Source organism: Cellulomonas fimi, assembly GCF_028583725.1.
GTDB lineage: Bacteria > Actinomycetota > Actinomycetes > Actinomycetales > Cellulomonadaceae > Cellulomonas > Cellulomonas fimi_B.
The window spans coordinates 2,499,804-2,524,514 of the sequence record NZ_CP110680.1; the positions used below are offsets into that span (position 1 = coordinate 2,499,804).

At 75.6% G+C, this 24,711-nt stretch carries 17 protein-coding genes; 4 read left to right on the top strand and 13 right to left on the bottom strand.

Going from position 1 to position 24,711, the window contains the following annotated elements:
- Window positions 1–44: 44 nt before the first annotated feature.
- The 3 genes from OOT42_RS11345 to OOT42_RS11355 are packed head-to-tail and all read right to left on the bottom strand — an operon-like array spanning window position 45 to window position 6,897.
- Window positions 45–3,725, bottom strand: coding sequence for an error-prone DNA polymerase (locus OOT42_RS11345; protein WP_273651322.1), 3,681 nt, complete (start codon window positions 3,723–3,725; stop codon window positions 45–47).
- Complete coding sequence (locus tag OOT42_RS11350) at window positions 3,718–5,748, bottom strand: DNA polymerase Y family protein (protein ID WP_273651323.1); 2,031 nt, start codon at window positions 5,746–5,748, stop codon at window positions 3,718–3,720. The genes OOT42_RS11345 and OOT42_RS11350 overlap by 8 nt, the downstream gene beginning before the upstream one ends.
- 9 nt (window positions 5,749–5,757) lie before the next feature.
- The gene (locus OOT42_RS11355) at window positions 5,758–6,897 is read right to left on the bottom strand and encodes a hypothetical protein (protein ID WP_273651324.1); all 1,140 of its coding nucleotides are present in this window, start codon (window positions 6,895–6,897) and stop codon (window positions 5,758–5,760) included.
- Window positions 6,898–7,169: 272 nt separating this feature from the next.
- On the opposite strand from OOT42_RS11355, the gene OOT42_RS11360 reads away from it, so the two are divergent.
- The 4 genes from OOT42_RS11360 to OOT42_RS11375 all read left to right on the top strand — a co-directional run bounded on the left by OOT42_RS11360 (window position 7,170) and on the right by OOT42_RS11375 (window position 12,312).
- Window positions 7,170–7,709 (top strand): YbhB/YbcL family Raf kinase inhibitor-like protein, encoded by a 540-nt coding sequence (locus tag OOT42_RS11360; protein WP_273651325.1) that lies wholly within the window; start codon window positions 7,170–7,172, stop codon window positions 7,707–7,709.
- Window positions 7,706–8,287, top strand: coding sequence for a YbaK/EbsC family protein (locus OOT42_RS11365; RefSeq protein ID WP_273651326.1), 582 nt, complete (start codon window positions 7,706–7,708; stop codon window positions 8,285–8,287). Before OOT42_RS11360 ends, OOT42_RS11365 begins: the two co-directional genes overlap by 4 nt.
- Window positions 8,288–8,374: 87 nt before the next feature.
- Complete coding sequence (locus OOT42_RS11370; protein ID WP_273651327.1) at window positions 8,375–11,242, top strand: BTAD domain-containing putative transcriptional regulator; 2,868 nt, start codon at window positions 8,375–8,377, stop codon at window positions 11,240–11,242.
- 92 nt (window positions 11,243–11,334) lie between these two features.
- A complete protein-coding gene (locus OOT42_RS11375) occupies window positions 11,335–12,312 on the top strand; it encodes an IS481 family transposase (RefSeq protein WP_273651328.1) in 978 nt (325 codons plus the stop codon).
- Here the strand turns inward: OOT42_RS11375 and OOT42_RS11380 are convergent.
- The 10 genes from OOT42_RS11380 to OOT42_RS11425 all read right to left on the bottom strand — a co-directional run bounded on the left by OOT42_RS11380 (window position 12,309) and on the right by OOT42_RS11425 (window position 24,611).
- Window positions 12,309–13,430, bottom strand: a complete 1,122-nt coding sequence (locus tag OOT42_RS11380; protein ID WP_273651329.1) for a class I SAM-dependent methyltransferase — start codon at window positions 13,428–13,430, stop codon at window positions 12,309–12,311. The two genes, OOT42_RS11375 and OOT42_RS11380, sit on opposite strands and share 4 nt — an antisense overlap.
- A gap of 153 nt (window positions 13,431–13,583) precedes the next feature.
- Window positions 13,584–14,141, bottom strand: coding sequence for a hypothetical protein (locus tag OOT42_RS11385; RefSeq protein ID WP_273651330.1), 558 nt, complete (start codon window positions 14,139–14,141; stop codon window positions 13,584–13,586).
- A gap of 200 nt (window positions 14,142–14,341) precedes the next feature.
- Window positions 14,342–15,184, bottom strand: a complete 843-nt coding sequence (locus tag OOT42_RS11390) for a TrmH family RNA methyltransferase (protein WP_273651331.1) — start codon at window positions 15,182–15,184, stop codon at window positions 14,342–14,344.
- A 46-nt stretch (window positions 15,185–15,230) separates the two neighbouring features.
- Window positions 15,231–16,544, bottom strand: coding sequence for an endo-1,4-beta-xylanase (locus OOT42_RS11395; protein ID WP_273651332.1), 1,314 nt, complete (start codon window positions 16,542–16,544; stop codon window positions 15,231–15,233).
- A 61-nt stretch (window positions 16,545–16,605) separates the two neighbouring features.
- Window positions 16,606–17,868, bottom strand: a complete 1,263-nt coding sequence (locus tag OOT42_RS11400) for an MFS transporter (protein WP_273651333.1) — start codon at window positions 17,866–17,868, stop codon at window positions 16,606–16,608.
- Window positions 17,869–17,971: 103 nt separating this feature from the next.
- Window positions 17,972–18,865: an SDR family oxidoreductase gene (locus OOT42_RS11405; RefSeq protein ID WP_273651334.1), complete on the bottom strand. Its 894-nt coding sequence runs from the start codon at window positions 18,863–18,865 to the stop codon at window positions 17,972–17,974.
- Between the two features lie 88 nt (window positions 18,866–18,953).
- Window positions 18,954–20,972, bottom strand: coding sequence for an ABC transporter ATP-binding protein (locus OOT42_RS11410; RefSeq protein WP_423775887.1), 2,019 nt, complete (start codon window positions 20,970–20,972; stop codon window positions 18,954–18,956).
- On the bottom strand, window positions 20,969–22,714 hold the full coding sequence (locus OOT42_RS11415; RefSeq protein ID WP_273654828.1) for an ABC transporter ATP-binding protein: 1,746 nt from the start codon (window positions 22,712–22,714) through the stop codon (window positions 20,969–20,971). Before OOT42_RS11415 ends, OOT42_RS11410 begins: the two co-directional genes overlap by 4 nt.
- A gap of 216 nt (window positions 22,715–22,930) precedes the next feature.
- Window positions 22,931–24,091, bottom strand: a complete 1,161-nt coding sequence (locus OOT42_RS11420; protein ID WP_273651335.1) for an SPFH domain-containing protein — start codon at window positions 24,089–24,091, stop codon at window positions 22,931–22,933.
- Window positions 24,092–24,140: 49 nt separating this feature from the next.
- Window positions 24,141–24,611 (bottom strand): NfeD family protein, encoded by a 471-nt coding sequence (locus OOT42_RS11425; RefSeq protein WP_273651336.1) that lies wholly within the window; start codon window positions 24,609–24,611, stop codon window positions 24,141–24,143.
- Window positions 24,612–24,711: the final 100 nt, after the last annotated feature.

The window sequence follows — 24,711 nt, forward strand, 5'->3', positions numbered from 1 at the left end:
ACCGGCGCGCTGCACGTCGCTGCACGGCGCTGACCACTCCCTGGTCAGCGGAAGTCGCGGGACGTCGAGCGGACCTTGAGCGACAGGACGCCCAGGTGCTCCGCGACGAGGTTCGTCGCGCCGTCGGAGCGTTCGAGCCGGCCGCGCACGACGAGCGCCCGGGAGGTCCGCGCGACCCGGCGGAACCGTTGCCACAGGCCCGCGGAGCACACGATGTTGAGCAGCCCCGTCTCGTCCTCCAACGACAGGAACGTCACGCCGCCCGCCGTGCCGGGTCGCTGCCGGTGCGTGACCACCCCGGCGACGGCGACGCGTCGCCCGACCTCGTGGCTGTACGCGTCGACGACCCGCAGCACCCCCGCCGCGTCCAGGCCCTCGCGGACGAACTGCGTCGGGTAGGAGTCCACGGACACGCCGGTCGCCCACACGTCGGCCGTCGCGACCTCGACGTCGCTGAGGCCCGGCAGCGTCGGCGCCGCGACCCCGACGCTGACCCCGGGCAGCGTGTCGGGCCCCTCCTGCGCGAGCGCGCCCGCCGCCCACAGCGCCTCCCGGCGGGTCGAGCCGAGGCTGTCAAGCGCACCGGCGGTCGCGAGCGCCTCGACCTGCACGGTGGTCAGCCGGACGCGCCGCACGAGGTCCCGCAGGTCGGCGAACGGGCCGTGCGCGGCGCGCTCGTCGACGACCTTCTGCGCGACGTCCTCCCCCACCGACCGGACCGACGCGAGCCCGAGCCGCACGGCCAGCGAGCGCGGCACGTCCGCGTCGGCCCCCGTCCGCACGCCCGCGGCGACCGCGGGACCGGTGCCGCTCGGCGCGGGGACCAGCAACGGTTCCCCGTCCGGTGGGGTCGGGCCCGTGCGCTCGACGCACGCCTGCACGTCGGACGCCTGCACGTCGGGCCGCAGCACCTCGATCCCGTGCCGGCGCGCGTCGGCGGCGAGGCTCTGCGGCGAGTAGAAGCCCATCGGCTGCGCCGCGAGCAGTCCCGCGTAGAACGCGGCCGGGTGGTACACCTTGAGCCACGCGCTCGCGTAGACGAGGAACGCGAACGAGTACGCGTGCGACTCGGGGAAGCCGAAGTCGGCGAACGCGCGCAGCTTCTCGTAGATCTGCTCCCCCACGTCCGGCCCGATGCCGTGCGACGCCATGCCCGACATGAGCCGCCCCTTGAGCGCCTCCATGCGTTCCGTCGAGCGCTTCGAGCCCATCGCGCGGCGCAGCTGGTCGGCCTCGGCGGGCGTGAAGTCGGCGACGTCGATCGCCATCTGCATGAGCTGCTCCTGGAACAGCGGCACGCCCTTGGTCTTGGCGAGCGACTTCTCCAGCAGCGGGTGCAGGTAGGTGACGGCCTGGCGGCCGTGCGCGCGCTCGATGTACGGGTGCACCGAGTTGCCCTGGATCGGGCCGGGACGGATCAGCGCGACCTCGATGACGATGTCGTAGAACGTGCGCGGTCGCAGGCGCGGCAGCGTCCCCATCTGCGCGCGGGACTCCACCTGGAACACGCCCACGGTGTCGGCGGCGCTCAGCAGGTCGTAGACCCGCGGGTCCTCGGCGGGCAGCGCGTGCAGGTCGAGCCTCTCCCCCTCGTGCTTCTCGACGTCCGTGAACGCGAGCCGCAGCGCCGTGAGCATCCCGAGCCCGAGCAGGTCGAACTTCACGAGCCCCGCGTCGGCGCAGTCCTCCTTGTCCCACTGGAGGACCGTGCGCCCCGGCATGCGCGCCCACTCCACGGGGCACACCTCGATGACCGGCCGGTCGCACATCACCATGCCGCCCGAGTGGATGCCGAGGTGCCGCGGCAGCCGCAGGAACCGGTCCGCGAGGTCGACGACGTGCTCCGGGATCTCGTCGAGGTCGCTCGCCGCGGGCGGCAGCAACGCCGGGACGACGTCATGCCCGTCGGCCGTCGCGAACCCCGGCACCTCGGTCCCGCGCGGCGAGCGCGTGAGCACGGGCGGTGGCTCGTAGGTGTTGCCCCACATCGACGCCTTCGCCCGACGCCGCTGGTCGCGCGCGGTGCTGACCGCCGTGGCCCGGTCGTGCGGCTCACCTCCCCCGCCACGACCCGGCGGGCGCGGCGGCGACAGGGTCGACGCGGGAGGTGCGGGCGGCGCCTGCGGCGGGCGCAGACTCCCCCAGCGCTCGATGGACTTCGCCCACGCGTCCTGCTGGCCCGCGTCGTACCCGAGCGCGCGTGCGGCGTCGCGGATCGCGGAGCGCGGCCGGTAGGAGATGACGTTGGCGACCTGCGCGGCGTGCGAGCGGCCGTGCTTCTCGAAGACGTACTGGATGACCTCCTCGCGGCGCGCGGACTCGATGTCGACGTCGATGTCCGGCGGCCCGTCCCGCTCGGGTGCGAGGAACCGCTCGAACAGCAGCCCGTGCCGGACCGCGTCGACCGCCGTGACGCGCAGCGCGTAGCAGACCGCCGAGTTCGCGGCCGAGCCGCGGCCCTGCGCGAGGATCCCGTGGTCGCGGCAGAACTTCACCAGGTCGTAGACGACGAGGAAGTACCCGGGGAACCCGAGGTCCTCGATGACGCGGAGCTCGTGCGCGAGCTGCGCGTACGCACCGGGGACGCGCTCGTCGTCGGGCGGCCCGTACAGCTCGAGCGCCCCCTGCCGCACGAGCTCGCGCAGCCACGTCGCCTCGGTGTGCCCGTCGGGGACCGGGTACGGCGGGAGCTGCGGCGCGACGAGCGACAGGTCGAACGCGCACTCGGCCGCGAGCACCGCGGCCGTCCCGACCGCCGACGGGTGCCGCCGGTGCAGCGCGAGCATCTCCTCCGCGGACCGCAGGTGCGCCACGGGTGCGGCCGGCAGCCACCCGTCGAGGTCCTCGACCGACGAGCGCGCACGCACGGCCGCGAGCGCCGCCGCGAGGTCCGCGTCGCGGGGCGTCGCGTAGTGCACGTTGCCCGTCGCGACGAGCGGGAGGCCGGCGTCGGCGGCGAGGGTCGCGAGCGCGTCGGCGCGCTCGGAGTCGTACGGGTCGGCCGACGCGGTGACCTCGACGGCGACGTTGTCCCGGCCGAACAGCGCGACCAGCCGGTCGAGCTCGGTGCGGGCCGCGTCCAGTCCGCCCGGCGCGACCCCGCCGACGCCCGACGGGTCCCCACCGGTGAGCGCCCGACGCACGGCGCCCTTGCGGCACCCCGTGAGGACGAGCCACTGCCCGGCGGCGTTCGCGGCGAGCTCCTCCAGCCGGTAGTCCGCGGCGCCCTTCTCGCCGGTCCGCAGGTGCGCCTCGGCGATCGACCGGGACAGCGCCCGGTAGCCCTCGGGCCCGCGCGCGAGGACCAGCAGGTGCGACGCACGCGGGTCGGGCACGCCCGTCGGCGGGTCGAGCACCGGCAGCCCCGGCGTGGCGCGCGTGCGCTCGCGCGCGTGCCGGCGCCCGTCGGGTGCGGGCAGGTGCAGCTCGGCGCCGAACGCCGTGGGCAGCCCGACGGCCTTCGCGGCCTGCGAGAACCGGACGACGCCGTACAGCCCGTCGTGGTCGGTCAGCGCGAGCGCGTCGAGGCCCAGCCGCGCGGCCTCGGCGGCGAGCTCCTCGGGCTGGCTCGCCCCGTCGAGGAAGCTGAACGCGGAGTGCGCGTGCAGCTCGGCGTACCGCGGCGGGAAGGGCGCGCGCTCCCTCGCGGGTCCGGCGGCGTCGGGTCCGGTCCGGCGTGGCCGGGAGGGCGCGGCGCTCGGGCGGGTGGTCGGGTCGTCAGTCATACGTCGCCTCGCACCTCCAGCCGTCGGCGTCGCCCGCGAGCAGCACCGCGTCGCCGTCGTCGAACGCGACCTGCAGGTGTCCGCGCACGCCGACCCGGCCGCCGGTCCCCCACCAGCGCTCGCTCGACAGCCACGGCCCGGCCCACCCGGCGACCGTCCGCTCGCGCACCCGACCCGGCCTGTCGCTCTCGCCCGGCACCGGACCGCCGACCGGCCACGGCCCGTCGGACGGCCACCCGTCGGCCGCGAGGAACCCGTCGGCCTGCGGGCGCCCGGCCGACGGGGTGGACCGGTCGGCAGCCGTGGCGCGCACCGACGGGAGGCGGCCGGACGACGGGCCACCCACGGACGGCGTCCGCGGCGTCGGCGACGCCCACGACGTCCCGACGGTGCGTCCGTCGACGGTCCGCCCGCGCGGGCCGGCGCCGCGCGCCGCCCCGCGGGCCGACGACGACGCGTCGTGGTCCGCCGCGAGCGGCCAGCGGACCGTCGCAGGCTCGCCCCGCAGCCCGACGCGCACGTCGAGGACCACGGGCCGCCCGGCGGCGTCGCGCACGTCGACCGGGACGGGACGCGCGAGGACGGTCGCGGGTGCCGGGTCGGGCAGCCGACCGGGCCACGGCAGGTCGACGTCGCGCGCGGGCGAGGTCTGCTCGCCCCACGGCTGCAGGTGGACCTGGTCGCGCACGCCACGGCCGCCCTGCAGCGTCGCGGTGAGCACGCCCTGCCCGCCGACGATCCCCTGCACGCGGTCGAGCGCACGGTGCGCGCGCAGGTCGCCGCCGGACGGCCCGCCCCACAGCCGGCCCTGCTCGGCACCGGCGGGCGCGACGTCGAGCGCGGTGACGGCGAGCCGCACGAGCGTCACGGGCTGGGTGTCGTCGTCGACCCACGGCTCGTCGGCGAGGTCGTCGAACGCCCACGGGGCCTGCGTCCCGTCCCGCGCCGCCCGTGCACGCGCGGCGCGCAGACGGGCGGCGCGGACGCGCTCCGGGGCGTCCTGCGCGCGGCTGCGGGCGGTCGCGACGGCCGTCGACGACAGCCAGCTCTCGAGCTGCCAGCGGATGCGGTCGGTGATGCGCTGCGGCGTGAGACCGCCGAACCCGCCGAGGTCGGTGCGCCAGGTGCGGACCAGGTCGGTGCCGTCCTCGGTGCGCGCGGCGATCTGCATCCGCCCGCACGTCACGGACCGGTGCACGAGCTGCGCGTGCAGGTCCTCGGCGAGGCGGCGGCCGGCGAACGTCGCGGTGTCGACGCGGTCGACGGGCGGGTCGAGCTCGGCGACGACCTCGAGGTCGGCCTCGGGACGACGCCGCGCAGGCGGACGCTCGTCGTCGCCGCGCGCGAGGGTCTGCGCCCACACGCCGAGCCGCCCGAAGCGCGCGTGCACGTCACCCGTCGGCAGGGCGGCGAGCTGCCCGAGCGTGCGCAGGCCGAGGCGGTGCAGCAGGTCGACGAGGTCGACGACCTGCTGGGCGGTGTCCTCGGTGACGGCGGCGTGGACGAGCTCGGTGACCCCACGGTCGGCGAGGAACGCGGGCGACGAGCCGGTCGGCACGACGGCGCCCGTGCGCGCGGCGACGACCGCGGCGAGCAGCCCGTCCGCGGTGCCGACCGCGCACTCGTGCCCCGCGCGCGCGGCGACGGCGTCGACCAGCCGTTCCGCGAGGACGTCCTCCGAGCCGTGGTACCGGGTCGCGCCGCCCGCGGGCAGCAGGAGCAGACCGGCGCGGACGACCTCGATCCCGGCGACGACGGTCTCGGCCGCGCTCGCGACGGGCTCGAACAGGCGCACGTCGCGCGCGTCGTCGGCGGGCAGCAGCACGAGCTCGGGGCAGCAGCCCTGCGCCTGCCGCCGTCGCATGCCGCGGCGCACGCCCTCGATGCGGGCCAGCGCGGAGACGGCCGTGACGCGCCGACCGTCGTGCACGGCGGCCGGCAGGTGCGCGGGGACCTCGTCGGCCGTGGTCGCGGCGACGACGGGCCAGTCGGGGACCCAGAGGACGGTGGTACGGGTGCTCACGGCGCGCCCTCAGCCCACGAGCCGCAGACCGGCGGCGGGCTGCTCCTCGACGACCTCGACCGGCACCGCAGGCACCGCGACGGGGGCGACGGCGGCACCCGGCGGGGCGTCGGCCGACAGCGGCAGCGTGACGTCGACCGACAGCGGCACGGCCGACCCGCCACGCCCCGACCGCGTGACGCGCAGCTCGTGCGTGCGCAGCCGCCCGTCCCCCGCGCCGACACCCCACCAGCGGCCCGCCTCGACGGTCAGCACCGTCGACGCGCCCGGCCACGCGACGCTCGACAGCAGGACCGCGCCACGGTCCCGGGCGCGGGCCGACAGGCGGCGGCGGTCGGTGTCGGTGAGCACGGTGTCCGGCCCGACGAGCACCACGTCGATGCCGTCGACGAGCGCGGCGACGACGGTCGCGGCGTCCTGTCCCGGCCGCGGCACGAGCGCGAGCCGCTCGAGCGCGATCCCCGCCTGCGCCGCGGCGAGCAGCCCCACGGTCGGCTGCCCGACGACGGCGGCCCACGCCCCGCCCGCGCAGGCGTGCGCGACCATCGCGAGCAGGAGCGAGGTCGACCCGACGACGGCCGTCGTCGCGCCACGGCGCAGCCCGTCGGGCAGGAGCGGTGCGAGCCGGTCGGGGACGGGCAGCGGGGGCCGCTCCGCGGCGAGCACGCCGGTGGGCCGCGACGCGGTCGCCCCCGGGTGCGACCGCGTCCGCGTCTCGTCCGGTGCGCGCGAGGGCCCGGTGCGCTCGGTGGACGCGACGCCGGGTGCGGCCGACAACGGCGTGGTCGACGCGCCGCCGGGTGCGGCCGACAGCGGCGCGGTCGACGCACCACCGTGCCCGGTCGACGCACCCCCGTGCCCGGTCGCCCCGGCCTCCGCACCGCGCACGGAGGCAGGTGGACGCGCCGACGTGGTGGGGTCCGACGGCCGCGCCGCGCCCCGCACGGGGTCCGCCGCGAACGGCACCGGCGTGCCGGTCGTCGACCGGGTCTCCGACCCGTGCGGCGCGCCGTCGACGAGCGTCGCGGAGGACTCCGCCGGACGTGGCCCGACCCGGACGCTGCGCGCCCCGGTCCGCAGCTCGGCGTGCGCCAGCACGGCCCGGGCCAGCTCGACCCGCGCCTGCTCGGACAGCGCGCTCGCCGCCATCCGCACCCACCTCCACCACGGAGCGCACCGCTGTGACCTGCGGTAACACCCGATATCGCTGATCTGATCGAACATCTGTTCGAAGTATCTCAGTAGACGCTGACACCCGGAGGCGTGTCAATCGGAGCCACCCTCACGGGTGCACCGCCCACGCGAGCCGCACCACCGGAGGCGATGCCCCCGGCCGGACGACGGATGAGGCGACCTGCGAGGACACCGCCCACGCCCCGGATCCACGCGCACCGCGACGCGTGCCGGGCGATGATGGCGCGATGACCTCGCTGACCCGCCCCGTCGCCCCCGACCCGTACTCGCTGCTGCCCGCGGTGCCGTCGTTCGACCTGCGCAGCGACGACCTCGCGCACGGGGACCGCCTCCCCGACGCGCACACCAACACCCCGGCGGGCGGCAACGTGTCGCCGCACCTCGCGTGGTCGGGCTTCCCGCCGCAGACGCGCTCGTTCGCGGTGAGCTGCTTCGACCCGGACGCGCCCGGACCGGCCGGCTGGTGGCACTGGACCCTGCTGGACGTGCCCGCGACGACGACCGAGCTCGCGACCGGGGCGGGGACCGCCGGGAGCACGACGCTGCCGCGCGGGGCCTTCGCGCTGCGCGGCGACGACGGCGAGGCCGCCTACGTCGGCGCCGCTCCCCCGCCGGGCGACCAGGTGCACCGGTACTTCTTCGTCGTGCACGCGCTCGACACGGACTCGCTCGGCGTCGGCCCGGACGCGATGCCCGGCGCGGCGAACACCGCGCTGGTGTTCCACACGCTCGCGCGTGCGGTGCTCGTCGGGACGTACCAGCGGTGACGGCGGACCCGACGACGCTCGGCACGCTGACCTGGGTGCGCGCGCTCGACCGCCCCGACCTGCTGGCCGACCCGGTGCGCGCGGCGGTCGAGGCGTGGGCCGCCGACGACGACCGCGTCGCGGACGCCGTGGTGGTCACCGAGATCGACCCGGACCTGGCCGACACCGCGGCGCTCACGGCCGCATACGACCTGCCGCCCGCCGCGTCGGCCAACTGCGTGCTCGTGGCGGGCCGCCGCGAGGGCGAGGAACGCGTCGCCGCCGCCGTGGTGCGCGCGACGACCCGCGCCGACGTGAACAACGCCGTCAAGCGGCTGCTCGACGTGCGCAAGGCGTCGTTCCTGCCGACGGACCGCGCGGTCGCGGACTCGGGCATGGAGTACGGCGGCATCACGCCGCTGGGCCTCCCGGCGGGCTACCGCGTGCTGGTCGACGCGCGCGTCGCCGTCGACGACCCGGACGCCGGCGCGGTCGTGGTCATCGGCAGCGGCCTGCGCCGGTCGAAGATCGCGCTCCCCGGTGCCCTGCTGGCCACGGCACCGAGGGTCGAGGTGGTCGACGGGCTCGCGCTCGCCTGACCGTCCGCACGCGGGCCCGGGCGGTCCCGCCGTGCCGTCGCCCGCGCGGCGCCCCACGACGCCGGCACGGCCCCTAGCATCGGCGCTGTGACGGACCGTCCCCGGTACCGCCTCCTCGGCCCGCTCGAGGTGCGCCGCGGCGGGTCGGTCGTGCCGGTGGCCGGTCCGCAGCAGCGGGCGCTGCTCGCCGTCCTGCTCGCGCACCGCGGGCACCCCGTGCCCGACGACACCCTGGCCGACGCGTTGTGGCCCGACGGTCCGCCGCCGTCGGCCCGGCACAGCCTGCGCAGCCACGTGTCCCGGCTGCGCGGGCTCGTCGGCGACGACGTCCGCAGCGTCGACGGCGGCTACCTGCTCGACGTGCCCGCGGACGCGACGGACGCGGGCACGTTCGAGACGGCGCTGCGCGCGTCGCTCGACGAGGAGCCACCCGACGCCGCCGCGACGCTGGAGGCGGCGCTCACACTGTGGCACGGCCCCGCCTTCGGTCGCGCCGCCGACCTGCCGTCGGTGCAGCCCGAGGCGCGCCGTCTGGACACGCTCCGCCTCGACGCCCACCAGCGGCTCGCCGAGACCCTCGTGGCGGCACGTCGCGCGCAGGACGCGGTCGCCGTCGCGGACGCGCTGACCGCGGCCGACCCGTACCGCGAGCCGGCCTGGACCGTCGCCGTCGCGGCCCGCACCGCGGCCGGCCGGCCCGCCGAGGCCCTCGCGACGTACACCTGCGCCGCGGCGACGCTCGACGAGCTCGGTCTGCTCCCCGGAGCGACGCTCCGGGACGCGCAGGCGCGCGCGCTCGCCGCCGACGCGACGCCCGACCCGGCGCACCCGGCACCGTCCACCCCCGAGCCCGCGCCACCGTCGGCCGGGCGGCGACCGCCCGTCCCACGCACGTCCTACCTGCCGCCCGCCGGCGCCCTCGACGCGGTGCGGGAGCTGCTCGCCGGCGGGCGGCTCGTGACCCTGGTCGGGCCGGGCGGCGTCGGCAAGACCCGTCTGGCGCTGGAGGTCGCGCGGACGCTGCCGCCGGACCGCACCCGCTTCGTCGAGCTCGGTGCCGTGCGTGAGCCCGACGCGGTCCCGGGCGCGGTCGTCGCGGCCGCCGGACTGAGCCCCGCGGCCGGCCCTCCGGCGCAGGCGCTCGCCGCCCTCGCCGCCCGGGACCTCGTGCTCGTGCTCGACAACTGCGAGCACGTCGTCGACGCGGTCGCCGAGGTCGTCGAGACCCTGCTGGAGCGTCCCGGTCCCCTGCGGCTGCTCGCCACGAGCCGCGAGCCGCTGCGGACCCCCGGCGAGCACGTCCACCGGGTGCCACCGCTGGGTCGCGCCGACGCGGGCGCGCTGTTCGTCGAGCGGGCGCGCGCCGCCGGGGCGGGTGCGGCCGTCGGCGACCCGGCCGTCGGGCGCGTCGTGGACCTGCTCGACGGCCTGCCGCTGGCGCTCGAGATGGCGGGGGCGCGAGCGGCCGCGCTGTCGACCTCCGACCTCGCGGACGAGCTCGCGCACCGGCTCGGCGACCTCGCGCACGCGGGCCGGGGCGTCGACGCGCGGCACGCCTCGCTCACGGCCCTCGTGGACTGGTCCCGTGACCTGCTCGACCCCGCGCAGCGCCGCGCGCTCGACGGCTGGCCCGTGTTCGCGTCCGCCGTGCCGCCCGGCGACGCGGCCACGGTCCTCGCGGTCCCGCGGGACGCGGTCGAGTCGCTCGCCGCCCGCTCGCTGCTCGTCCGCGACGACGCGGCCGGCCGGACCCGGCTGCGGATGCTGCGCACCGTCCGCGCCGTCGTGGGCGAGCCGGCGGACGACGACCCCGTGCGTGCCCGGCACGCGTCGACCGTCGCGGAGCTGCTCACGACCTCCGACGCACGGCTGCGCGGCCCCGGGGAGGCCGCCGCACGGTCCCGCCTGGACGGGCTCCTCGCCGAGGCGCGCGCCGCGCACGCGTGGGCCAGGCGGAGCGACCTGCCGTCCGCGGTCCGCATCACGCGCGCCCTGCACGACCACGCGGTCGACGGGCTCCACGACGAGGTGCTCGGCTGGGCGGCGCAGCTCGTCGCCGACGCCCACGGGTCCGCCCACCCGGCCGCGCACGCGTCGCTCGCGTCGCGCCTCGTCCTCGGCGGACGGCACGTCGAGGGCGCGGGCCACGCGCGGCGCGCCCTCGCGACGGCCGACGACCCGGTCGACCGGATGCACGCGCTCGAGGCGCTCGCGGACGCGGCGCTGTTCGAGGGCGAGCTCGACGACGCCGCGGCGATCGGCGACACGCTCGCCGCGCTCGCGACGCAGACGGGTGCCCCGCACCTCGTGGGCGTCGGGCACAGCTACCAGGTGCTGCGGCTCGCGTACACCGGCCGCACCGCGGCGGCCCGTGAGGCGCTGGGACGTTGCCGCGACGCGGTCGAGGCCGCCGCGTCGGCGACCTCCCCGCCGGGACCGACGACGGCCGGCTGGCTCGCGTTCCTCGCGGGCGAGGTCGAGGCGGACGCGGACCCGGACGTGGCGCTCGCGGCGCTCCGTTCCGCGCGGGACCTGGCCGCGGCAGGAGGCAACCGGTACCTCGGGGGCGTCGCCCGGTCGGCGGCGACCGCGCTGCTCGCGCGGCACGGGGATCCCGCGGCGGTGCGCGACGACGTCGCGGAGGTCCTGACGTGGTGGCGCGAGGCCGGCGACCGCACGCACCTCGTCACGACGCTGCGCAACCTGCTGGTGCTGCTCGCCCGGGCCGGCGACGACGCCACGGCGGCCACGCTGTGGGGCACGGTCGTCGCGGCGGACGGCGTGCCGGTGGCCTACGGGACGGAGCGCGACCGGCTCGAGGACGTGCGCACCACGCTCGCCGACCGGCTCGGGACGGAGCGGTTCGCGGCTCTCGTCGTCCGGGGTGCGTCGCGGACGCCCGAGCAGGCCGCCGACGACGTCGCCGGCGGCCCGTCGGGCCCGAAGGGCGCCTAGATGTACTGACCAAGACCGTTGTTGACGTAGCGAGAGACCTCCGGGTCGAGTTGGAGCTGTCTAGGAACCGACTCGGACCACGGAGGTCTCTCGTGTCTCACGCTAATGCCCGGCTGACACCTGCCGGCAGGTTCGTGATGGTCCAGCGCATCGCGGCTGGCCGCCCGGTCGCCCACGTCGCCGCCGAGATGGGCGTCTCGCGCACGACCGCGTGGCGGTGGTGGCGCCGATTTCGGATCGAGGGCCGCGCAGGCCTGGTGGACCGGCCGAGCTGCGCACGCACCCATCCGCGTCGCACGCCCGCATGCGTGGAGACCCGGGTGCGGATCGCTCGGATGCTCTCGCGGCGAGGGCCGGTCTGGATCGGCTATCACCTGGGTCTTCCCGCCTCCACGGTCGGGCGCGTCCTGGCCCGTCACGGCGCACCCCTGCTGCGCGAGTGCGACCCCCTGACCGGCCTGCCGATTCGTGCCTCGCGGCGCTCACCGCACCGCTACGAGCACGCCTATCCCGGCTCGCTGGTCCACATCGACGTCAAGAAGCTCGGGCGCATCCCGGACGGCGGCGGGCATCGGGCACTGGGCCGAGCCGACGGTCGACGAGACCGCCGCCGCGGGGTCGGCTACGACTACATCCACACCGCGATCGACGACCACTCCCGGCTGGCCTACGCCGAGATCCACAACGACGAGAAAGGCACGACCTGCGCAGGGTTCCTGACCCGTGCAGCGGCGTTCTACGCCTCTCACGGCATCACGGTCGAGCGCGTGATCAGCGACAACGCCAGGAACTACCGAATCTCCCGGGACTTCCTCGAGACGGCCGAGCAACTCGGCATCCGCCTGAAGCTGATCCGGCCCTACTGCCCGTGGACCAACGGCAAGGTCGAGCGACTCAACCGCACCCTCGCCGCCGAGTGGGCATACTCACGCGTCTTCACCACCAATGCCGAACGCGCCGCCGTCTTGCCCGACTGGCTCGACCGCTACAACCTGGACCGACCCCACCTCGGCATCGGCGGCCTACGACCCATCGACCGCGTCAACAACGCTGCGGGTCAGTACACCTAGAGGACGAGCCGGTAGAACCGGAAGAACTCGTTCTCGACGTCCAGCACCTCGACGCCCGCGAACCCCGCGGCCCGCGCGTAGCCGTCCAGGACGTCCGGCCGCATCACCGTGCCGGTGCCGACGCTGCCCGGCTGCGACATGCCGTCGGGCAGGCACACACCGAGCGAGTAGCCGTAGAACAGCCGCTCGACCGGCCCCGCCGGCGCGGTGAAGCGCTCCTGCGTGCGCTCGTCCATGACGAGCACGAAGCCGTCGTCGCGGACCATGCGCCGCGCCGCCGCGAGCACGCCGACCGGGTCCGGCATGTCGTGCACGCACTCGAACGCGGTCACGACGTCGAACGCACCGGCGTCCGCCGCGTCGGCCGCGTCGCCGGCCCGGAACGTGACGCGGTGCTCCAGCCCGTGCGCGGCGGCGTGCCGTCGGCCCGCGGCGACGGACGGCTCGTCGACGTCGAGCCCGACGACCGCGACGTCCGGGAACGCGCGCGCCATCGCGATGCTCGACCAGCCCTCGCCGCAGCCGACGTCCGCGACCCGTGCGCCGGACCCGAGCAGGGCGTGCAGCCGCGGGACGGCGGGCACGACGTCGTCGACGAACGGCCCGAGGAAGAACGGCCGGTTGACGGCCGCCTGCGACTCGCGCGCGTCGGCGCCGAGCCGTGACCACGGGACGCCGCCGCCTGTGCGGTACGCGTCGAGCAGCTCGTCGACGGCGCGGCCGCTGGCGACCTGCAGGCGCGCGAGCGGGCCGAGGTACGACGCCGAGTCGTGGTCGGTGAGGACCTCGACGGCCCCGGGCGTGAGCGCGTACCGCCGCTCCCCGGCGTCGGCGGCGTCGTCGTCCGTCGTCACGAACCCGGCGACCGCCTGGTGCTCGAGCCACTCGCGGGCGTACCGCTCGTGCGTGCCGGTCGCCCGCGCGAGCCCGGCGGACGTGACCGGCCCGTCGTGCGCGAGCGCGCGGTACCACCCGAGGCGGTCACCGGCGTAGACGGCGAGCAGCTCCTGCGCACCGAGCAGCGCGGCGAGCAGCCGAGTCGCGACGTCGTCGGTGGCGGTGCCCACGGGCTGGAAGAGGTCGGACGACGAGACGCGCTCGTCGAGGAGGTCGGTCATGGTGCGCTCCTGGTGCTGCCCGGCGGACCGGGACGGGCGGGGACAGGAGCACGTCACCACGGGACGGTCGCAGCCGGGTCGCAGGACGGTCGCACGGGGTCGCAACCGGGTCGCAACCGGGTCGCAACCGGGTCGCGACCGGTGCCTGCGGCCTCAGCGCCGGTGCGGGAGGGTGCGTCCCCAGACGGCCTGCCCCGGCACGCGCAGCGGCGCGGGCGACGGCGCGTACGTCCGACCCAGCAGCGACTCGAGCTGACGGGTGGCGGCGAGCAGGTGCACGGTCGCGTCGGGCTCGTCGGCCCAGGCCTCGGGCGACGCGAGGACCCGGGCGGCGGCGCGCGCGTCGGGCTGCAGGTCGAGCGCGTGCTGCTCGGTGAGCAGGACGGTGTGCCCGGCGTGCGCCCCGAGGCCGAGCCGGTCGCGTCCGCCGCGGCGCCGTCGCGGCGCAGGCTTGCGGTGTGCGCCCGTGAGCACGGCGGCGACCAGGCCGGCGGTGGCGTACGTGGACTGCGGGAAGGCGTAGCAGGCGAACCGGAAGCCGTCGGCGGCGGAGCGCAGCTCGTGGCGGAGTCGCTCGGCGACCGCGTCGACGTCGACCGAGCCCGGCACGACGTCGAGCGTCGCGTCGATCTCGGCGTGCTGGAAGGTGAGGCGTTCGAGGAAGTCGAGCGCGGGGTGGGCGTCGAACGCCCCGGGGCCCCATGCGGCCACGTCCCACCTCCGTCCTCGTCGCACCCGTGCTCCTGCGGCGCACGCGAGCACGGCGAGGACCGCAGACGCCGGCGTCAGCCTCCGAGCCTGCCGCACACCACCGACATCGCGCACCCGCATTCGCCCGAGCGGGCGCGTGTGCGTCTCGTCACACGTCTCGTCACACGGGACCGCCGGCCGGTCCGCCCCGCGCGGACCGCTCAGGCGCGCGTCGCCCAGAACGCGACGGCCGCGGCGGCCGCGACGTTGAGCGAGTCGACGCCGCCGGCCATGGGGATGCGCACGACGAGGTCGGACGCGGCGACCGTCGCGGGCTTGAGGCCGTGCCCCTCGGCACCGAGCACGAGCGCGAGCCGCTCGGGCGGGTCGGCGACCAGCTCGTCGAGCGTGAGGGCGTCGTCGGCGAGCGCGAGCGACGCGGTGACGAACCCCTGCGCACGCAGGTCCTCGATGCCCGCGGGCCACGGGTCGATGCGCGTCCACGGCACCTGGAACACCGTGCCCATCGAGACGCGCACGGAGCGCCGGTAGAGCGGGTCGGCGCAGCGCGGCGTGACGAGCACGGCGTCGACGCCGAGCGCGGCGGCGGACCGGAACGCGGCGCCGACGTTGGTGTGGTCGACGACGTCCTCGAGCACCGCGACCCGGCGCGCACCGGCCCCGCCGCGGGCGGCGGCGAGCACGTCGGCGACGGGTGCCAGCGGCGGCCGGTGCATCGCGGCGAGCGCCCCGCGGTGCACGTGGAAGCCCGTGATGGCCTCGAGCACGGGCTCGTCCGCGACGTGGACCGGCACGGTCGTGCCGTCGTCGGGCAGCTCGGCGAGCATGCGCTCGAGGTCGGGCACCCAGCGCGGTGCGAGCAGCACGGAGCGCGGACGGTGCCCCGCGCGCAGCGCGCGCCCGAGCACGGTCGACGACTCCGCGATGTAGAGGCCCTTCTCGGGCTCGTGCCGGGAGCGCAGCGCGACGTCCGTCAGGGAGACGTAGTCCGCGAGCCGCGGGTCGGACGGGTCGGTCACGGGCTGCAGGTCCGGGCGTGGCACACGCCCATCCTCCCAGCCGCGGGCCGCACCCCCGGCACGACGCGGGTCAGGCCGGCAGCAGGACCTCGACCGTGCGGGCACCGGACGCGTCGAGCGCGAACGGGACGGCGGTGCCACCGACCGTGACGGTGTACTCGCCGAGGAAGCCGCGCACGGGCACGGTCCCGTCGTCGCCGGTCCGCAGCGTGGTCGGCGCGACCCACCACTCCTCGCGCACGAGCCGCCGCAGCGCGTCGTAGGCGGGCTTGGGCGTCCCGTCGCGGCGCACGAGGCCCGCGGGCGCGCCGAGCCAGGCACCCTCGTCGGCGATCCCCCAGTAGGTCGTGGACGCGACCGCGGGGTGCGACAGGAGCGTGCGGTAGTGCCGCTCGAGCTCGTCGGCCTGGCGCGCCTCGCCCTCGGGCGTCGACGGCCACGAGTCGACCTGGTGGTCGTTGAGGTCGTCGATGTGCGCGGGCATGAGGTCGCCCGACACGAGCGTCGTCTCGGTGAGGTGCAGCGGCAGCCCGAACCGCGCGAAGCGGTCGAGGATGCGCAGCGTCTTCTCCTCGCCCCAGTAGCCCTGGTGCATGTGGCTCTGCAGGCCGAGCGCGTCGACCTGGATCCCCGCCTCGAGCACGCCCTCGATCAGGCACTCGTAGGCGGTCGACATGTCGAAGTCGTTGAGCAGCAGCGTCGCGCCCGGGTCCGCGGCGCGCGCGGTCTCGAACGCGAGGCGGATCGTCGGGATCCGGCCGCGGTCCCACGCGAGCCGCGTGAGTCCGTTCGGATCCTTGTCGAACACCGGCATGATCACGACCTCGTTGATCGCGTCCCACGTGTCGACGACGCCGGCGAACGCGGTGACGTCGCGCGTGATGCGGTCCCGCACGGCGCTCTCGACCTCGTCGACGGGGAGGTCGCGCAGCCAGGCCGGCGCGACGGTGTGCCAGGCGAGCGGGTGCCCCTTGACGCGCACGCCGCGCTCGGCGAACCAGCGTGCGGCCCGCAGCAGCCGCTCGGTGTCGGGGCGGCCGCGCTCGCGCTCGAACTGGCCCCAGTAGAACGGCAGCGTCACGGTGTTGAAGACGTCGAACCAGAGGTCGGCGAGCGCGGGCGCGGAGCCGTTGCTCGCGCCGCCGAACGCCGAGGGCGCGTCCGCGGTCTCGCGGTTCGCGAGACCGATGAGGTCGAAGCCGATGCAGCCGAAGCCGAAGGCGTGCCGGGTCTGCTCGACGACCACGTCGGCGCCGCGCAGCGGTGAGCCGTCGGGCCCGCGCAGCAGGAGGCGGACGTCGGCGGTGCGGTGGGCGAGCGTCGGGTCGGCTCCCCCGCCCGCGGTCGTGGTCGTGGTGGCGGGGGCGTACGAGAGGTCGGTCATGGGGTTGCGCGTGTCCTCGTGGTCGTCGTCGACCGGGGCGGGCCCGCCCGGTTCGATAACGTTATCGAACCGGAGCGGTCGCGGTGTCCACCTCGACGGGTCGGGATGCCTCGCGCCGCAGCGCGGACCCGCCGACCCAGCTCGCGACCGCCCCCACGACGGCGATCACCGGCACGACGACGAACGCCGTGTGCGCGCCGACGACGTCCGCGAGCGCACCGAGCGCGAACGGCGCGACGCCGATCGCGATGCCGCCCGCGAGGGTCGCCCGGGCCTGCGCCCGGTCCCCCTGACCGGGCGCCGCGGCGAGCAGCAGGGCGATCGACAGGGGGTACTGCGCGCCGTACCCGAACCCGGCGACCACCAGACCCGCGAGCGCGACGCCGGGCACGGTCGCGGTCCACAGGATCGCCCACCCGACGATCGCCACGCCGAAGGCGACGACGAGCAGCAGTGCGGGGCGCACGCGCAGCGACAGCGGCGCGACGACGAACCGCACGGCCGTCATGCCGGCGACGAGCCCGGCGGTGGTCGCGGCGGCGATGCCCGCGCCGGCTCCCGTCTGCTCGCGCACGAGGTCGGTCGCCCAGTACGTCGTCGCGTTCTCCAGCGCGATCGCCGCGACGATCGCCGCGAGGAACCACCACGTCGGCGCGCCCGGGCGCCGGCTCGGTGCGACGGCCACCTCGACCGCCGGCACGTCGGGCACGGGCGTCGCGTCGGCGAGCGCGGCACGCTCCGCGGGCGTCATCGCTCCCCCGACGGGCTGCCGCGCGACGAGCAGCGCGGTGACGACCGCGAGCAGCGCGGTGACGGCGACGGCGGGCCGCCAGCCGAACCCGGCGGCGACGCACGCCCCCACCGCGAGCGGCCCGACGAGCCCCACGCCCGACCCGACGCCGTTCGCCTCGGTGACCGCCGCCGACGCCGCGGGTCCGTGGTGCTGCGCGAGCCCGGGCTGCGCGGAGCTGATCGCGAGGTTGCCGCCGATCGCGAGCACGAACATGCCGAGCAGGCTCACCGCGAGCGTCCCCGCCGTGAGCAGGACGGTCGTGCCGGCGACCACGACGACGCACGACGCGAGCAGCGTCCAGCGGCGCCCGCGTGCGCGCACCGAGCGCGGGGTGAGGAACGCGGTGAGGATCGCGCCCGCCGCCATCGCGGTGCCGTGCAGACCCGCCTGCGCACCCGTGAGGTCGAGGTCGTCGGCGAGCAGCGGCACGCTCGGGTTGAACGAGTAGAGCAGCCACCCCCACACGACGAAGCAGCCGTACAGCGCGACGGTGAAGCGGTCGCGCCGGAGCCGCGGGTGGGAGGGGGTCATGCGGGCACACTACGTGCCCGCGACAACAGCGCCGGCGGGCCGGAGGTCCCGCTGCGACCGGTGCACCCGATCGGCCGCAGCGGGGCCTGTGCCCGGGTGCCGGTCAGAGCGGCTTGCCGCCGGTCACCGCGATGTAGTCGCCGCTCACGTAGCTCGACTCCTGCGACGCGAGGAACACGTACGCGGGCGCGAGCTCCGCGGGCTGCCCCGCGCGGCCGAGCGGCGTGTCGGAGCCGAACGAGTCGACCTTCTCGGGGTCCATCGTCGCGGGGATGAGCGGCGTCCAGATCGGCCCCGGGCACACGGCGTTGACGCGGATGCCCTTCTCCCCGAGCTGCTGCGCGAGGCCGCGCGTGAAGTTGAGGATGCCGGCCTTCGTGGTCGCGTAGTCGAGGAGCTGCGGGCTCGGCTGCTCGGCCTGGATCGAGCTCGTGTTGATGATCGACGAGCCGGGCTCCATGTGCGGCACGGCGGCCTTGGTGATCCAGAACAGCGCGTACAGGTTGGTCTTGAAGACGCGGTCGAGCTGCTCGGTCGTGATGCCGAGCAGGCCGTCCTCCTGCGCCATCTGGTACGCCGCGTTGTTCACGAGGACGTCGATGCCGCCGAGCTCGCGCACCGCGGTCTCGACGAGCTCGGTGCACGTCGCCTCGTCGCGGATGTCGCCGGGTGCGTGCACGGCACGTCGCCCGGCCTCCTCGACGAGCCGCGCGGTCTCCTTCGCGTCCGCCTCCTCCTCGGGGAGGTAGGACAGCACGACGTCGGCGCCCTCCCGGGCGAACGCGAGCGCGACGGCCCGCCCGATCCCGGAGTCGGCGCCCGTGATGAGCGCGCGCTTGCCCGCGAGCCGGTCGGCGCCCTGGTACGACTCCTCGCCGTGGTCGGGCTTGTGGTCCATCTGGCGCGTGAGGCCGGGGTGCGGGATCTGCTCCGGCGACTGCGCGTCCTCACCGGGCTGCTGCGAGCGGGGGTCCTGGGGGGTCGTCTGGTCCGTCATCGGTCCATCGTCGGCACGCGGTTCCCCGGAGCGCCACCGGAACGCGCGTCCAGGTGCGGCTCCCCGACCCCGGGGCGCTGCATCTGCGTCACTCGTCGGCGGTCACCGCGGCGGCGAACTGGCTCGCGTACAGCCGCGCGTACGCGCCGTCGGCGGCGAGCAGCTCGTCGTGCGAGCCCTGCTCGACGATCGACCCGTGCTCCATCACGAGGATGGTGTCGGCGTCGCGGATGGTCGAGAGACGGTGCGCGATGACGAACGACGTCCGTCCGGCGCGCAGCGCGTTCATCGCCTGCTGCACGAGCACCTCGGTGCGGGTGTCCACGGACGACGTCGCCTCGTCGAGGATGAGGATCGCCGGGTCGGCGAGGAACGCGCGCGCGATGGTGAGCAGCTGCTTCTCCCCCGCCGACACGTTGGCGCCCTCGTCGTCGACCTTCGTGTCGTACCCGTCGGGCAGCGTCCGCACGAACCGGTCGACGTGCGTGGCCTGCGCGGCGGCGACGATCTCCTCGTGCGTCGCGGAGTCGACGCCGTAGGCGATGTTCTCGGCCAGCGTCCCGCCGAACAGCCACGTGTCCTGCAGGACCATGCCCATCTGCGAACGCAGCTCGTCGCGCGTCAGGTCGCGCGTGTCGACGCCGTCGAGCGTGATGCGCCCTGCGTCGACCTCGTAGAACCGCATGAGCAGGTTGACGAGCGTCGTCTTGCCCGCGCCGGTCGGGCCGACGATCGCGATGGTCGCGCCGGGCTCGGCGACGATCGACAGGTCGTCGATGAGCGGCTTCCCGGGCTCGTACCGGAACGCGACGTGCTCGAACGTGACGCGCCCGCGCACGGGTCGGTCGAGTGCGGTCGCGGGCGACGGGTCGGGCGTCTGCTCGGGCGCGTCGAGCAGCTGGAAGACCCGCTCGGCCGACGCGACCCCGGACTGCAGGAGGTTCGCCATCGACGCGATCTGCGTGATCGGCTGCGTGAACTGACGGCTGTACTGGATGAACGCCTGCACGTCGCCGATGCTCATGGCGCCCGACGCGACCCGCAGCCCGCCGACGACGGCGACCACGAGGTAGTTGAGGTTCGCGAGGAAGCCGAGCGCGGGCTGGATGATCCCCGAGATGTACTGCGCCTTGAACGACGCCTGGTACAGCGCCTCGTTGCGCTCGTCGAACGTCTGCGCGGCCTCGTGCTGCCGGCCGAACACGGTGACGAGCGCGTGCCCGGTGAACATCTCCTCGATGTGCGCGTTGAGCTTGCCGGTCCACGCCCACTGGTCGATGAACTGCGGCCGCGAGCGCTTCGCGATCGCACCGGCGACCATCACGGACAGCGGCACGGTGACGAGCGCGACGACCGCGAGCAGCGGCGAGATCCAGAACATCATGACGAGCACGCCGACGACGGTCAGGACCGACGTGATGAGCTGCGACAACGTCTGCTGCAGCGACTGCGCGACGTTGTCGATGTCGTTGGTGACGCGGCTGAGCAGCTCGCCGCGCGGCTGCCCGTCGACGTAGGAGAGCGGCAGCCTGGAGAGCTTCTGCTCGACACGCTCGCGCAACCGGTAGACGGTGCGCTGCACGACGCCCGCGGTGATGCGCCCCTGGAGCCAGCCGAACAGGAACGAGCCGACGTAGACGGCCACGACGACCAGCAGGAGGTTGCGCAGCTGCGTGAAGTCGACGCCCTGACCGGGGACCACGGCGGTGCCCTGGAGCATGTCGGCGAACTGGTCCTGCCCCTGCGCGCGCAGCCCGTCGATCGCCTGCTGCTTGGTGAGGCCCGCGGGCAGCTGCCCGCCGATCCAGCCGTCGAAGATGAGGTTCGTCGCGTTGCCGAGCAGCTTGGGGCCGATGACGGCGAGCACGACGGACGCGACGCCGAGCACGAGCACGGCGACGAGCGGGACGCGCTCGGGCCGGAGCTCGGTGAGGAACCGCTTGCCGGAGCCACGGAAGTCCATGGACTTCTCGCCGGGCATGCCCATGCCGCCCATGGGGCCCGGGCCGCCGCGCGGGGGCCGGCGCGGCACGGCCACGGCCTGCCCGGGACGCGCCGTGGGGACCGCCGGGTCGGCGGCCGGGGCAGGGCGTTCCTGGCCGCTCACGCCGCCTCCTCCGCGCTCACCTGCGAGTAGACGATCTCGCGGTAGGTCTCCGACGTCTCCAGCAGCTCGTGGTGGGTGCCGACGCCGACGACGGCGCCCTCCTCGAGCACGACGATGCGGTCCGCGTGCCGGATGGTCGCGACCCGCTGCGCGACGACGAGGACGGTCGCGTCGCGGGTCTCCGGGACGAGCGCGGCCCGCAGCGCGGCGTCGGTCGCGTAGTCGAGCGCCGAGAACGAGTCGTCGAACAGGTACACGTGCGGGCGTCTGACGAGGGCGCGCGCGATGGCGAGCCGCTGCCGCTGCCCGCCGGACACGTTCGTGCCGCCCTGCGCGATCGGCGCGTCGAGGCCCTCGGGCAGCTCCTCGACGAACCCGCGCGCCTGCGCGACCTCCAGCGCGTGCCAGAGCTCGTCGTCGGTCGCGCCGGGACGCCCGAACTCGAGGTTGCTGCGCACCGTGCCCGAGAACAGGTACGGCTTCTGCGGGACGAGCCCGACCTGCGTCCACAGCACGTCGGGGTCGAGGTCGCGGACGTCGACGCCGTCGAGCAGGACGGCGCCGCCGGTCGCGTCGAAGAGGCGCGGGACGAGGTTCAGCAGCGTCGTCTTGCCGGAGCCGGTCGAGCCGATGATCGCGGTGGTCCGGCCCGGCTCGGCGACCAGGTCGACGCCGTGCAGCACGGCCTCCTCGGCCCCGGGGTACCGGAACTCGACCCCGCGCAGCTCGACGAGCCCCGGTCGCGAGGTCGGACCCTGCGGGAGGGCGACGGGCGAGGTCGGCGGCTTCACGCTGGTCGTCGTCGAGAGCACCTCGCCGATGCGCTCCGCGGAGACGACCGCCCGCGGGAACATCACGAACATCATCGTCGACATCATGACCGCCATGAGGATGTAGGCGATGTACGACAGGAACGCGGTGAGCGCCCCGATCTGCATCTCCCCCGCGTCGACGCGCTGGCCGCCGAACCACAGCACCCCGACGCTCGTCACGTTCAGCACGAGCATGACCGCGGGGAACATCAGCGCCATGAGGCGCCCGACGCGCAGCGAGGTGTCGAAGAGGTCGGTGTTCGCGGCCGCGAACCGTCGTGACTCGCGCTCCTCGCGGACGAACGCCCGCACGACGCGAATGCCGCTGATCTGCTCGCGCAGCACGCGGTTGATCGCGTCGATCCGCTTCTGCATCGACCGGAAGTAGGGCACCATCCGCACGACGATCGCCGCGATCACGGCCGCGAGCACGGGCACGGCGAACAGCAGGATCCCCGACAGCCCGACGTCCTCCTGGAGCGCCATGACGACGCCGCCGACGAGCATGATCGGCGCGACGATCATCAGGGTGAACGTGAACAGCACGACCATCTGGACCTGCTGCACGTCGTTGGTCGTGCGCGTGATGAGCGTCGGCGCGCCGAAGTGGCCGATCTCCTGCGCGGAGAACGTCTGGACGTGGTCGAACAGCCGGCCGCGCACGTCGCGGCCGAACGCCATCGCGGCCTTCGCGCCGAAGTAGACGGCGGCGACCGCACACACCACCTGGACGAGGCTCACGGCGAGCATGACGCCGCCGAGCCGCAGGATCTCCCCCGTGTCGCCGGTGGCGACGCCGTCGTCGATGATGCGCGCGTTGAGGCTGGGCAGGTAGAGCGTGGCGAGCGTCTGGACCAGCTGCAGGACGACGACCGCGACGACGGCGGAGCGGTACGGCCTCAGGTGGTGGCGCAGGAGCGTGACGAGCACGAGCACCTTCTCCCTGGTAGGGCGGAGGTCGGGCTCTCGTGCACCGTCGTCCGCTCTGGCGACGCTAGGACTCCCGGCTTGCCCCGGACAACGGGAAAGGGGTCGTGTCGTGCGCGGTTTCGCCGCAGGCGAAGAGCCCCGCGGCGGAGGCCACGGGGCTCTTCGGTGGGTCCGGTGCCGGCCGTCCCGCGCCGGGGTACGGGCGGCGGCCGTGCGTCAGGCCGTCGGCTCCTCGGGGGTCGGCGGCGTCGCGGGCTTCTGCAGCGGCGGCGGGACCGCGCCGCCGCCCGGCCGCTGGCCGAGCTCGACCGACGGGTCGAACGGGCGCCCGCTGAGCGTGCCCGCGCTCGTGGCGTCCGCCGTCGCGGCCGCGGACTCGCGCCGCGCCTCGGCCAGGGCCTCGGCCGGGTCGGTCAGCGCGACGGGCGGCAGGTCCTCGCCGAGCGGCGACTCACCCGCGGGCCGCGACGGGCCGCCGGTGTCGCCGACACCGCTGAACCCGCGCGCCAGCTGGCCGAGGGCACCGGTCAGCTCCGACGGCAGGAACCACATCTTGCTCGACGGGCTCTGCGCGATCTTCGGCAGGATCTGCAGGTACTGGTACGCCAGGAGCTTCGGGTCGGCGTCGCCGCGGTGCACCGCGTCGAACACCTGGAGGATCGCGCGCGCCTCGCCCTCGGCGGTGAGGATCGCGGCCTGCGCGGCACCCTCGGCCCGCAGGATCGCGGCCTGCTTCTCGCCCTCGGCCGTGAGGATCTGCGACTGCTTGACGCCCTCGGCGGTGAGGATCGCGGCACGACGGTCACGCTCGGCGCGCATCTGCTGCTCCATCGAGCCCTGCACCGAGGCGGGCGGGTCGATGGCCTTGAGCTCGACGCGGTTGACGCGGATCCCCCAGCGGCCGGTCGCCTCGTCGAGCACGCCGCGCAGCTGGCCGTTGATCTGGTCACGGCTGGTGAGCGTCTGCTCGAGGTCCATCGACCCGATGACGTTGCGGAGCGTCGTGACGGTGAGCTGCTCGATGCCGGTGATGTAGTTCGCGATCTCGTAGACCGCCGACTTCGGGTCGGTGACCTGGAAGTAGATGACCGTGTCGATGCTCACCACGAGGTTGTCCGACGTGATCACGGGCTGCGGCGGGAACGACACGACCTGCTCGCGCAGGTCGACGCCCGCACGCACGCGGTCGACGAACGGGATCAGCAGGTGCAGGCCGGCGTCGAGCGTCCGCGAGTACCGGCCGAGGCGCTCGACGATGATCGCGACGGTCTGCGGCACGATCCGCACCGAGCGCACCAGCGCGACGACGACGAACAGCAGGACGAGGCCGAGCACCAGGTAGAGGGCGATCGTGCCCACGTTCGTCGTGTCGTCCAAGAGGACCTCCTCGGGTGGTGCCCGGCACCGCCGGGCGGTCGGGCGGTGGTCAGTGCGCGGGTGCCGCGCCGGGGACGGGGGGCTGGCCGGAGCCGGCCGGGGCGACGACGGCGGTCGCGCCGTCGATGCGCGCGACGCGGACGGGCGTGCCGGGTGCGATCGCGGTGCCCGCGTCGGCGCGGGCGCTCCACACCTCGCCGGCGAGCTTCACGCGGCCGCCCTCGACCGTGACGGTCGACATGACGACGGCCTCACGACCGACGAGGGCCGCCGCGTTGGTCTCGACGAGCGGCTTGCGGCCGCGCAGGTGGCGCAGCAGCCAGGGCCGGAGCGCGAGCAGCAGCAGGGCGGACGTCGCGCACGCGACCACGAACTGCACCGGGACCGACGCGCCGAGACTCGCCGAGAGCGCACCGGCGAGGGCGCCGCCCGCGAGCATGATGAAGACGAGGTCGAGCGTGAGCATCTCGAGGATGCCGAGCGCGAGCGCCGCGCTGAGCCACCACAGCCAGTCCGGCATGGCCGAACCTCCCGGTCCCGGCGCGGTCGTCCGATGACCGCGCTGTACACCGATCCTAGACGATCGCTTTGCCCGCGCGTGGGACGGTCGGGTCGGGCGT